This window comes from Streptomyces sp. NPDC057743, assembly GCF_042798755.1.
In the GTDB taxonomy this organism is placed as follows: domain Bacteria; phylum Actinomycetota; class Actinomycetes; order Streptomycetales; family Streptomycetaceae; genus Streptomyces.
In genome coordinates this window covers 116,583-128,238 of sequence record NZ_JBHVJX010000023.1, presented here as the reverse complement: position 1 = coordinate 128,238, position 11,656 = coordinate 116,583, and the positions used below count along the sequence as shown (strand labels likewise).

Below are 11,656 nucleotides of genomic sequence, written 5' to 3'. Positions count from 1 at the left end.
GCCGACACCAACTGCCACAACGAAATGTCAAAACACTGCGGCGCCGTCTGCGCCACCACACTGCCCGCCCCCACCCCCAAGTCATCAATCTTGGCGAACAGATGATTCAAGAACCCCGCATGCTCACACATCGCCCCCTTGGGCTCACCCGTCGAACCACTGGTGAAATAGATATAGGCAAGCTGATCCGCACCCACCTCAACCCCCACATCCTCACCACTAAGCCCCTCATCAGCCACCACCTCATCAATACACAACCGCCCCACCCCCGACACCCCCGCCAACGCCTGATCCAACACCCCCGAACAACCCTCCTGCACCAGCACCAGACCACACTGGGAACGGCTGAGCATCGCCACCATCCGCTCCGCCGGAAAACGCGGCTCGATCGGCACATACACCCCACCCGCCTTGAACACCGCCAACACCGCCGCCAACCACTGCACCGACCGCTCCGCCACCACCCCCACCACACCCTCACGCCCCAACCCCCGCGCCACCAACGCCCGCCCCAACCGATTCGCCCAACAATTCAACTCCCCATACGACAACCACCCCTCCTCCCACTCCACCGCAACCGCCCCCGGATCCCTCCGCACCCGCTCCTCAAACAACTCATGAAACCGCCGATCCGGAAGCACCCGACAAGGCCCCGCCAACCCCTCCAACTGCAACCGCCGCTCCCCCACAGACAACAACGCATGCTGCACCGGCCTCCCCTCCGGATCCGCAACAAACTGCCCCAACGCCGCAACGTGATAACCCCCAACCCTGGCCACACACTCCGCATCCAACACCTCCCCCCGATACCGCAACCGCAACACCAACCCCCCACCACCCCGCACCACACCAACCCGCAACACCGTGCCCTCAGCCAACTCCTCCCCACCCCCGGACAGATCCCACTCGACCTCGAACAGGGCGTGCTCCAGGCTCAGTTCGTCCCTCAGGTCCGCCGTCGTGACGCCGCGGTGGGCGAGCAGGCCCTCCATCGCGCGGGTGGCCTCCGCCACCAGTTCGCGCCAACTGCCACCGGCGGTGGACACCCGGCACGGCAGCGCCGGCCCACCCTCGGCGGGCCGGTAGCCGCAGGTCACCTCCGCCTCCCCGGAGAGCGCGGCGAGCACCTTGGCGTGCGTGGCCAACAGCACCGCCTCCACCGTCGCGCCGAGCGCCGCGGCCTGACGCGTCAGGGCCTTTACGGTCTCGTCCGGCAGCGTCAGCTCGTGCGTCGCCAGTCCGGTCACCGGCTGCCGCGACCATCGGGGCACCGCGGTGAAACCCCCGACGGCCAGGGCCTTTTCCCAGTACGCCCGGTCCTCGTCCGTCAGCTTCTTCATCGTTGGTGCTCCCTTCGCCAGCTCGTACCGTGTGGGGTGGACCGCTCACGGTGGTGGGGGCTCAGCCGGACGTGCGTCTGGCGACGGTCGTGCCCTGGTGCGGGGAGTGCCGTGGCGGTGTCTGGCGGTCGGCCAACGGCGTGGGCTTTGACCCGGTGTCCGCGGCGGGGGACCGGCGACGGTGGGAGCCGGCGTCGGCGGCCGGGTTCCCCAACCACAGTGCGCGCGGCGGCACGTCCTCGCCCTTCATCAGGAAGGAGTCCGCGCCCAGCACCGCACCGTCGCCCATCGTCACGCCGTAGTGCACCAGCGCACCCACCCCGAGGGTGCAGCCCGAACCAAGCGTGCTGCGGTCGGACTTGAAGGTGCCGTCCTCCTGCGAGTGGCACTGGATCCGGCTGCTGGCGTTCAGGGTGCAGTCGTCGCCGATCGCGGTGAGCGTCCGCTCGGTGAAGTAGCAGCCGTCGTCGAAGAGTCGGCGACCGATCCGGGCCCCCAACAGCCGCCACAGCACACCCTTGAACGGGGTGCCGTTGAAGGCGTTGACGTGGGTGTCCGGCACCTTCCACAACCGCTCGTGGTGCCAGAAGTACGGGTCGTAGATGGAGCACACCTGCGGCTTCAGGGCACGGAACCGCGTCAGGCACCGCTCCACGACGCCGTAGTAGAGGGCGGTGAACGCCACGGCGCCGACCAGGAATCCGGCGTCCAACAGGCTCCCGAACCAGCCCTCGCCGCTGACGGTCGCCAGGCCCAACAGCACCAGGCCGAAGAAGTGCACCCAACGGATGAGCAGCATCAGGCCGATGGTGCGGAGGTTGTACCGGTTCTTGGCGGCCAGGCGGTGGCGCAGTTCGTCGCCGCTGCGCAGGTGGTCGAAGCGGCTGTCGCGCTCCACCGTCCGCGGGATCTCGAAGCTGGGCGAGCCCAACAGCCCCACGCCCTCCCGGATTTCGCCGTCGAGCGGCACCATCACCTTGGTGGCCAACAGGCAGTTGTCGCCGGTCCGACCACCGGACGGATAGGCAATGTGATTGCCGAGGAAGTTCTGCTTGCCGATGGTGGCGCGGGAGACGCTGAAGGACGTGCCGGAGAAGTCGGCGTTCACGATGGACAGTCCGTCGGCGACCATCGTGCCGCTGCCGACGAAGCTGAGGAACGGCGACTCGTGCTGGAGGCCGCTACCGAAGTTCGAACCGGTCTGTTCCACCAGGGAGAGGTCGTATCCCAGGCTGCGCAGGTAGTGGACGATGTAGGAACTGTCGCCGAACAGCCAGATGAAGAACTTCAGGTTGGTCAACCGCGCGACCGAACGGTGCACCGCGTAGCGGAAGCCGTACAGCGGATACACCGCCCCGGGCTCGATCACCCGGTGCATCACCCGCGGCAGGCTGACCAGCACGACCAGCCCCACCACCACGAACCCGAAGAACAGCGCGGCGGACAGCAGCAGCGCGTTGACGTAGAACGTCGCCGAGGTGAGCGGCTGTTCGGCCAGGAACCCCGCTCCCCCGAGCACCGGGACCCGACTCCACAGCACGGCGAACACCAGGACGGTCAGCGGCAGGAAGACGAGCAGCGTCCGCGCGAGGTCGGCCAATCCGAACGCCGCTCGGCGCGCGGTACCGCATCGCGCGGGCGCGACGCGCTGGTAGTCCAGGGCGGTCGGCTGCGCGGGCGACCCGTGCCAGCGCTGGCCGGCCGGCACCGCATCACCGGGCTGGAGAGTGGAGGTATGCCCGAGCTGTCCGCCGTCCCCGACCGAGGAGTTGATGTCCAACACGGTCCGCTCACCGACGAACACGTTCCGCCCGAGAGTGACCCTCCCGGTCTGAATCCGCCCGGCATGCGCCCGGTAACACAGGAAGAACGCGTCCTTACGCAGCACGCTCCCCGCGCCGATGCTGAACAGATCGGTACAGACGGGAACGTGCCGCGACAACACCGTGACGTGCCTGCCGACCTTCGCCCCCAGCGCCCGCAGGTAGAACAGGTAGATCGGACTGCCCACGAACACCACGACCGGGTTGGCCTGCACCAACACCTTCACGATCCAGAACCGCAGATACGCGATCCCCCAGACCGGGAACTCCCGCGGCGTCCACCGCCCGACGAGAACCCACTTCACCACGATCGGGAAGGCGCACAGGCCGAAGAATTCGGCACCCCCGAAGAGGACCGCCCGCACATAGATATCGGCCGGCCCGGTCCCGCGGGCGACCCAGCCGTAACCGCCCGTGAAGGTGAACGCGATCAGGTAGGAATACCCGAAGAAGAACAGCAACTGCGCCATCCCGCACAGGACATAGCGCACGGTACTGCCCGGCAGCGGCGCCTCGACCGGAACCGAGGGGGCCCGGGCCGCCGGTGCCCCCACGGCCGTGGGCGCGGCATCGGCCAGCGCCGTCGCGAGGCCCCGCACGGTCGGATGCGCGTAGATGTCCTTCATCGACACCGCCGGCAGGTCCTCGCGCTTCCTGACCCGCGCGCAGAAATGCGCCATCACCAGCGAATCAGCGCCGAGATCCGCGAAAAAATGTCCATCGACCGGAACCGGTTCGGCGCGCGTCAGCACCTTGGCCAGCAATTCGGCAAAGGCGCGTTCCAGGTCGGCCACCGATTCCCCGCCGCGCGGCGGGGATATCGCGGCTTCCGTCGAATCGTTGGACCGGTCGTCGGCAGATTCATTCACCATGTGAGCTCCTTGAGCGCCTCATGCCTGCTTTTGTCGCCTGAACCCGACTCACCAGACATACGGTCGGGACGGGCCCATGAGGTGCCGCGGTGCCGGTGGAAACGCTGTTCCACGCTCTTCAGCCAGTATGTGTCCACCGGCGGTGGTCATGTCGACCGAGCTGTTTTCGGGCACGTCAGCTGCCTGGATCAACCTGTGTCTGGACGCTACCGGAGGCTTGAGGCACTCACCATCGGTTGCGTCCGTTGGAGTGGCGCACTGACGGTTACCGAATGGATTTCCTCGGCGACGATGGGGAATGGGGAAGCGCGGCGGTGCCGTGCCCGAATAAGGTGCCATACAGCAAAAAGGGCGCCCGTCGGGAAAACTCCCGATCGGACACCCTTTTTGTTCTCTTCCGGCGGAAGCCGATCCGCTGGAAGGAGACGGACGGCTAGAAGAATCCCATCTTCTTCGGCGAGTACGACACCAACAGGTTCTTGGTCTGTTGGTAATGGTCCAGCATCATCTTGTGGGTTTCGCGGCCGATGCCGGATTGTTTGTAGCCGCCGAATGCGGCGTGCGCGGGATACGCGTGGTAGCAGTTGGTCCAGACGCGGCCGGCCTGGATGGCGCGGCCGGCGCGGTAGGCGGTGGAGCCGTCGCGGGTCCAGACGCCGGCGCCGAGGCCGTAGAGGGTGTCGTTGGCGACGGCGATCGCGTCGTCGAAGTCGCCGAACGGGGTGACCGCGACGACCGGGCCGAAGATCTCCTCCTGGAAGATCCGCATGTCGTTGCGGCCCTCGAAGATGGTCGGGCGGACGTAGTAGCCGCCCTCCAACTCGCCGCCCAGTTCGGCCCTGGCGCCGCCGGTGAGGACCTTGGCGCCCTCCTTCTGGCCGATGTCGAAGTAGGAGAGGATCTTCTCCAGTTGGTCGTTGGACGCCTGGGCGCCGATCATGGTGTCGGTGTCCAGGGGGTGGCCCTGGACGATCTTCTCGGTGCGGGCCACGCCGGCCGCCAGGAAGTCCGCGTAGTGCCCGCGCTGGATCAGCGCGCGGGACGGACAGGTGCACACCTCGCCCTGGTTGAGGGCGAACATGGTGAAGCCTTCGAGGGCCTTGTCGTGGAAGTCGTCCGTCGCGCGGGAGACGTCGTCGAAGAAGATGTTGGGGCTCTTGCCGCCCAACTCCAGTGTCACCGGCCGCAGATGCTCGGAGGCGTACTGCATGATCAGGCGGCCGGTGGTGGTCTCGCCGGTGAAGGCGATCTTGGCGACCCGGGGGCTGGACGCCAGCGGCTTGCCCGCCTCGACGCCGAAGCCGTTGACGATGTTGACGACGCCCGGCGGCAGCAGGTCCGCGATCAGGCTCATCAGGAAGTGCACCGAGGCGGGGGTCTGTTCGGCGGGCTTGAGGACCACCGCGTTGCCGGCGGCCAGCGCCGGGGCCAGCTTCCACGTCGCCATCAGGATCGGGAAGTTCCAGGGGATGATCTGGCCGACCACGCCCAACGGCTCGTGGAAGTGGTAGGCGACGGTGTCCCCGTCGATCTCCGAGAGGGTGCCCTCCTGGGCCCGCACCGCGCCCGCGAAGTAGCGGAAGTGGTCGATGGCCAGCGGGATATCCGCGGCCAGCGTCTCGCGGACCGGTTTGCCGTTCTCCCAGCTCTCGGCGACCGCCAGGGCCTCCAGGTGCTGTTCCATCCGGTCTGCGATCTTGTTGAGGACGCCGGCGCGTTCGGCGGCGGGCGTGCGCGCCCAGCCGGGGGCCGCGGCGTGCGCGGCGTCCAGGGCGCGCTCGACGTCCTCGGCGGTGCCGCGGGCGACCTCGGTGAACGCGCGGCCGTTGATCGGCGTCGGGTTCTCGAAGTACCGGCCCTGGGCGGGCGGTACGTACGCGCCACCGATCCAGTGGTCATAGCGGGACTGGTAGCTCATCACGGCATCGGCGGAACCGGGGTTCGCATAACGTGCCACGGGACGGCCTCCCCATCGATCGTCGGTGCACCCCGCCGCGCGCGTGCGGCGGGCGGTGGAGGGGAGGCTAGGGCGGCGGAGGTTGCACGAACGTTGCGCGCCGGGGGGCGGGGTGCCTGGCGGAGTGGAGCCGGTCGTTCAGCGTCTGGCAGCCTTCCTGGGGTCGGGGAATTCGCTGGTCAGGCCGTATTCGAGGCGCAGTCGCCCGGCGGCGGCGAGACAGGCGGTGCGGGCCGGGGAGCGCTCGGGGAGGGCGGCTACCAGGGCCTCCCGGATCTCCAGGTCGTGCTCGCCCCACGGTGTGAGCGCCCAGGCCCGCAGGTGGTCCGGTTCGCCGGTGGTGAGCAGCGCCCGGCGCATCCGGTCCTCCAGTGCGGTCCGCAGCCGGCGGATGCCGGGCGCCTCGGAGGAGGGGAGGAGCGGTCCGCGATAGGAATCGAGGGCCGCGGCAAGGTGCGGGGCCGTCAACTCCCTTTCCACGGTGGTCAGATCGGTCTCCACCACAGTGGTGAGGCGGTACGGACGGGAGCGCAGGAGCGGGCCGACGAGCTGACGCAGTCGGCAGAGTTCGGCCCGCAGGGTCACCGGGCGCACCTCCCGTTCGCCGTACAGCAGCAGCGAGAGCTGATCGCCCGTCAGGCCGTCCGGGTGGTGGGCCAGCAGCACCATGATCTCGCTGTGTCGGCGCCCGAGGCGCAGCCGCTCGCCGTCCCGCACCAGCAGGGCCTCGTCGCGGCCGAGCGCGGTGAGGAAGGTGCCCAACTCCCTTGTGTAGGTGGCGAGATGGGATTCGGCGGCGCGGGCGGTGGCCTGTACCAGTGCCAGGCAGTGCGGGGTGGCCAGGTGGTCGCCGCCGGTGATGTCCACGGCGCCCAGCAGCCGGCCGGTCCGCTGGTCGTGGACGGGCGCGGCGGCGCAGGTCCAGGGTTGCGCCCGCCGGTTGTAGTGCTCGGTGGCGAAGATCTGGACGGCGTGATCGGCGGCGAGCGCCGTGCCGGGCGCGTTGGTGCCGGCGTGGCACTCGTCCCAGCGGGCCCCGACCACGAAGTTCATCCGCTCCGCGCGGTGCAGCACCCCGCGCTGCCCCTCCACCCACAGCAGCCGCCCCTGCGGATCGCAGACCGCCAACAGGTGCGCCCCGTCCTGGGCGATGCCGCCCAACAACTCCCGGAAGACCGGCATCGCGCGGGCCAACGGATGCGCCTCGCGGTAACTGCGCAGCTCGGCCCCGTCGAGCTCGACGGGGGCCATCCCGTCCGGCGCCGCGCACGCCCGCGCCGAGCGGCGCCAGGAGTCGGCGACCACCTGCCGGACCGGCGGCGCCACCGTCCCGTCGGCCAGGAACGCCTCGTGCGCCCTGCGCACCGTGCGGATGCGCTCGCCGGGATCGGCGCCCACCTCCATCGCCAGCCAAGGGTTGACCACGCGTCACCTCTCCGTCACGGCTCCAAGCCCCGTACGCGGATGGTGCTCGCACCGGCCGGGGGCGTAAACCCCGGGCGGGCGCCCCGGCTCAGGAGGTCCCGCCGCCCGCCTGGAGCCGCAGCCCGTCCGCCGTGATCAGGTCCGAGGTGACCAGCGCCTGTTCCGCGGTCACCCGCGTCATGTAGACGAACGGCGGGACGACCGGGGGGACCGGCAGGGTGTCCGGCGTGAAGGTCAGGCAGAGCGCACCCTCGATGCAGCCGGTGAACTTGGTGAGGTAGAGGGTGACCGCGCCCTTGAGGTGCAACGAGTCGGCGCGCAGGGCGAGTTGGTCGCCCTGGGCGTCGTGGGTGAGGAGCCGGTAGTCGGTCAGCGAGGCGGCCGTCATCCGCAGCACCATCACCTTCAGCGGCCCGCGGGCCGTGGGGACGGTGGTGACGCCGGCCAGGGTGAAGCCCTGCGGGGCGAAGCGCGTGGTGGTCACGGTCGGCGGGACCGGCGGCGCGGGAGGCGCCGCCCCGGCCGCCCCGGAGCGCTGCGCGGGACCCCCGAGGGCGGCGAGCAGCGCAACCGGCAGCCCGACGGCGAGCGCCCTGCTGCCGGTGCCGCGGCGCGATCGGACGGGGGCCGCGGCCTGGTCCTGGCCTTGATTCCCCGCTGTGCCCGCCCCCGCCGTGTCCGCCCCCGGTGACTCCGCCCCGTCCCGGGAAGCCGCCGGCCCCGGCGTCCATCCGAACCCCATCGCGCTGCCCGCGATCCCCAGTCCCATCCCGACCAGGAACCCGCCGAGGTTGGTCGCGGCGAACGAGAGCACCGACAGGATCAGCGCGTTGATGCTCACGTAGTGGTGCGCGGCCGGCGTGCACCACAGGAAGAGCCCGGCCACCATCAGCGCCACCCCGATGCCCAGTGCGGCCAGTCCGCCCAGTCCCAGGCTCACCAGGACCGTCAGCGGCGACAGCGGCACCAACAGCAGTTCGGCCCCGCCGAGCAGGAGCAGCAGCCCGGCCCAGAACGGCCGGGTCCGCCGCCACCGGCGCAGCACCGCCCGCCGCTTCGGCCAGGGCAGCGCACGCTCCAGTCGGGCGCCCCACCGCGCGCGGCGCGCGCTCAGAAACACGCCCCGCCGTCCAGGTTGACGCTCACCCGCAGGCCCTTGAGCCGGAAGTTGCCGCCGGTCGCGGACCAGGCATGCGACTTGACGCCGGCCACCTCGATGTTGCTGGCCTGGAGCCCGAACTTCCCGCGCGGGCCCTTGACCCCCGGCACCGCGTCCAGGGTGCCGGCGTCCCGCCCGATCTGCGCGGTGCCGAACCGGGCGTCGCCGACCAGGTCCTCCCCGTCGATGACGAGGTTGTCGGCGCGCACCGCCCCGGCGTCGCCCCCGGCGGTCAGCTTGAACACCACCGTGCCCAACGGGGTTTTCACCCGCGCCGCCTGGCAGATGTCGGTGAGGTGTGCCTGGCCGATGCCCAGTAGGGCGACCGGGTGGCCGTGGTCGTCGGTGTCGTGGTCGGTGTGTACGTACGAGGCGAGGCCGTTGCTGGTCAGCCGGCCCGAGGCGACCTGGAAGTTGGTGCCGGACACCGCGAAGGACGCGGCCAGCGCACCCTGCGCCATGACGGTGGCCAGCGCGCCCACGGCGAGTACGGCGGGTGTCGCCACCACCGCGGCCTTCTTCCACGAGGTCCGCCCTTCGGGCGCCTTGCCGTTCGATCTGCTCACTGCGTCCTCCCCGGGGCAGCGGTCGAATGCGCGAGGGAAGTGCTTCGTGGAGCCGTCTGCGGTGGTCCGCCGCAGACCAGAAGAGTTCGCGTGACGTTCTGTCATACTGCGCGAAACTCTTGGTAGTTGGAGACTAGGGCGGATTTTGAATAAGAGTCAACAGCGCGGACGGACGGCCTCGCGGGCCGCTCGTGGAACCGAGCGGTACCAGGCACGTCGCGCCGAACTGATAGCCATCGGCAAGAAGTTGTTCGCCGACACCTCCTACGACGCGCTGTCCATGGACGACATCGCGCGCCAGGCCGGCGTCGCCAAGGGCCTGATCTACTACTACTTCACCAACAAGCGCGGCTACTACCTGGCGATCATCGAGGACGCGGTGGCCGAGCTGGTCAAGCGGGCCGGCAGCGCCCGCGGACTGCCGCCGGTCGAACGCGTCCGGCGCACCGTCGACGGCTATCTGCGCTACGCCCAGCACCACCAGGCCGCCTACCGCGCGATCGTGACCGGCGGGGTCGGCTTCGACGCCGAGGTGCTGGCCCTGCGCGCCGAGGTCCGCGCCAAGCTGTTGACCACCATCGCCCGCGGCGCCTGGGGCCGCCCGGACCTTCCCCCGTTCGCCCGGACGGCGCTGGCCGGCTGGCTCTCCAGCGTCGAGGGCGTCACCCTCGACTGGATCGAGGCACAGGAACTGCCGCGCGAGACCGTGGTGTTGCTGCTGGTGCGCGGGCTGGGCGACACCCTCCGGCTGATCGAGGAGTACGAGCCCGGCTGCCCGGCGCCGCCCCGCCCGCCGCTCTGACGCACGCGCGCCGCCGGCCAGTCCGTCTCCGGGAACGGCGGAGCGGGCGGGTGGCCGCCGCCTCCCGCCCGCCCCTCACCCCAGTTCTCAGGGCGATTTGATGGCACACCGCGCCACAACCACCCCGCAACCAGGGCTACTTGATGGCCTTGATCAGCTCCCCGTCCGGGGTGTCCCCGCTCAGCTCCCAGAAGAAGGTCCCGCCCAGGCCCTGGGCGTCCTTGTAGGCCATCTTGGTGCCGATGGTCTGCGGGGTGTCGTAACTCCACCACTGGTCACCGCACTTGGCATAGGCGGTGCCGCCCACCGTGCCGGTGGCCGGGCAGCGGGCCTTGATCACCTTGTAGTCGTCGATGCCCGCCTCGTACTTGCCCGGCGCCGCGGCGCTCGCGGTGCCGCCCGGCGCGTCCTGGGTGACGCCCTGCCAACCGCGGCCGTAGAAGCCGATGCCCAGCAGCAGTTTGTCCGCCGGCACGCCCAGCTTCTTGAGCTTGGCGATGGTGTCGGTGGTGTTGAAACCGGCCTTCGGTATGCCCTGGTACGACGTCAGCGGGGAGTGCGGGGCGGTCGGCCCCTTGGCGTCCCAACCACCGAAGTAGTCGTAGGTCATCGCGTTGTACCAGTCGACGTACTGGGACGCGCCCCCGTAGTCGGCAGTGTCCATCTTGCCGCCGTCCGAGGCGTCCGCGGTGATCGCCGCGGTCACCAGGTTGTCCTTGCCGAACTTGTCCCGAACCGCCTTGAGCACGCCCGTGAACGCGTCCTTGCCGCTGGTGTCGCAGGTCAGCCCGCAGGCGTTGGGGTACTCCCAGTCGATGTCGATGCCGTCGAAGACGTCCGCCCAACGCTTGTCCTTGACCAGGTCGTAGCAGGACTGGGCGAACCCCGCCGGGTCCTTGGCCGCCTCGCTGAACCCGCCGGACCAGGTCCAACCACCGAACGACCAGAGGATCTTGAGGTTGGGGTGCAGCTTCTTGAGCTTGCGCAGCTGGTTGAAGTTGCCACGCAGGCCGTTGGGATCGTCCCAGGTGTCCGCCTTGCCGTCGACGCTCTGGTCGGCGGTGAACGCCTTGTCGTAGTCGGCGTAGGAGTCGCCGATCGCGCACCTGCCGCCCTGGACGTTGCCGAAGGCGTAGTTGATGTGCGTCAGCTTGTCCGCGGAGCCGGACGTCTGGACGTCCTTGACCTGGTAATTCCGGTCGTAGATGCCCCAGTCGGTGAAGTAGCCGACGACCTTGTTGCCCGCCGCGGCGGTCTTCGGTGCGGTGGTCTGGGGCGCGGTGTTCGGGTGCGCGGCGGTGGGGGCGTCGGCGGGGCGGGCGGTCGCGGAGCCGGCGAAGAGCGTGCCGGCCAGGGCCGCGGTACACAGCGCGGTCGCGGCGGCGAGCAGTCTGCGCGGCGCTCGCTTCCGGGGGTGGGGTCTGAGCATGTCGTCTCCTCGGAGGGGGGCGAGGGTGGAGCATGACGCCGTCCGGCGCTCCCATGCCTGCCGAATTGGCATGAACGCGCGGAACGTTGGGGGAGAAGTTAGAAGGACTAGACCAGTGAGTCAATGGTTCGGACCAATTTCCAACGACCCTGCTCGGCGCCCCAAGTAGCCCGATTCCGCCAGGCAATCGATCATCAACCCGTGACGCCGGGCCGCCGATCGGGCATACTCCTAGCGCCACAGCCGCAGGTCATCGCCTTCCGCGACCCGGAAGGCGATCATC

At 69.7% G+C, this 11,656-nt stretch carries 8 protein-coding genes; 1 reads left to right on the top strand and 7 read right to left on the bottom strand.

What is annotated here, in order from left to right; translation table 11 throughout:
• From ACFVFQ_RS25750 to ACFVFQ_RS25725, 6 genes are all read right to left on the bottom strand, one after another.
• Positions 1-1,340 (bottom strand): AMP-binding protein (locus ACFVFQ_RS25750; protein WP_383420072.1); only part of this gene is annotated, 1,340 nt, incomplete at its 3' end.
• Between the two features lie 61 nt (positions 1,341-1,401).
• Positions 1,402-4,035 carry a Pls/PosA family non-ribosomal peptide synthetase gene (locus tag ACFVFQ_RS25745; protein WP_383420070.1) on the bottom strand — a complete coding sequence of 878 codons (2,634 nt, stop codon included), beginning with the start codon at positions 4,033-4,035 and terminating at the stop codon, positions 1,402-1,404.
• 433 nt (positions 4,036-4,468) lie between these two features.
• Positions 4,469-5,992, bottom strand: a complete 1,524-nt coding sequence (locus ACFVFQ_RS25740; protein ID WP_383420068.1) for an aldehyde dehydrogenase family protein — start codon at positions 5,990-5,992, stop codon at positions 4,469-4,471.
• A gap of 138 nt (positions 5,993-6,130) precedes the next feature.
• The gene (locus ACFVFQ_RS25735) at positions 6,131-7,417 is read right to left on the bottom strand and encodes a GAF domain-containing protein (RefSeq protein ID WP_383420066.1); all 1,287 of its coding nucleotides are present in this window, start codon (positions 7,415-7,417) and stop codon (positions 6,131-6,133) included.
• 88 nt (positions 7,418-7,505) lie between these two features.
• Positions 7,506-8,537: a DUF6114 domain-containing protein gene (locus ACFVFQ_RS25730; protein ID WP_383420064.1), complete on the bottom strand. Its 1,032-nt coding sequence runs from the start codon at positions 8,535-8,537 to the stop codon at positions 7,506-7,508.
• A complete protein-coding gene (locus tag ACFVFQ_RS25725) occupies positions 8,528-9,142 on the bottom strand; it encodes a DUF6230 family protein (RefSeq protein WP_383420062.1) in 615 nt (204 codons plus the stop codon). Before ACFVFQ_RS25725 ends, ACFVFQ_RS25730 begins: the two co-directional genes overlap by 10 nt.
• 145 nt (positions 9,143-9,287) lie before the next feature.
• On the opposite strand from ACFVFQ_RS25725, the gene ACFVFQ_RS25720 reads away from it, so the two are divergent.
• Positions 9,288-9,944 (top strand): TetR/AcrR family transcriptional regulator, encoded by a 657-nt coding sequence (locus ACFVFQ_RS25720; RefSeq protein WP_383420060.1) that lies wholly within the window; start codon positions 9,288-9,290, stop codon positions 9,942-9,944.
• 136 nt (positions 9,945-10,080) lie between these two features.
• On the opposite strand, the gene ACFVFQ_RS25715 is transcribed toward ACFVFQ_RS25720, so the two are convergent.
• Positions 10,081-11,373, bottom strand: a complete 1,293-nt coding sequence (locus ACFVFQ_RS25715; RefSeq protein WP_383420058.1) for a glycoside hydrolase family 18 protein — start codon at positions 11,371-11,373, stop codon at positions 10,081-10,083.
• Positions 11,374-11,656 lie beyond the last annotated feature (283 nt).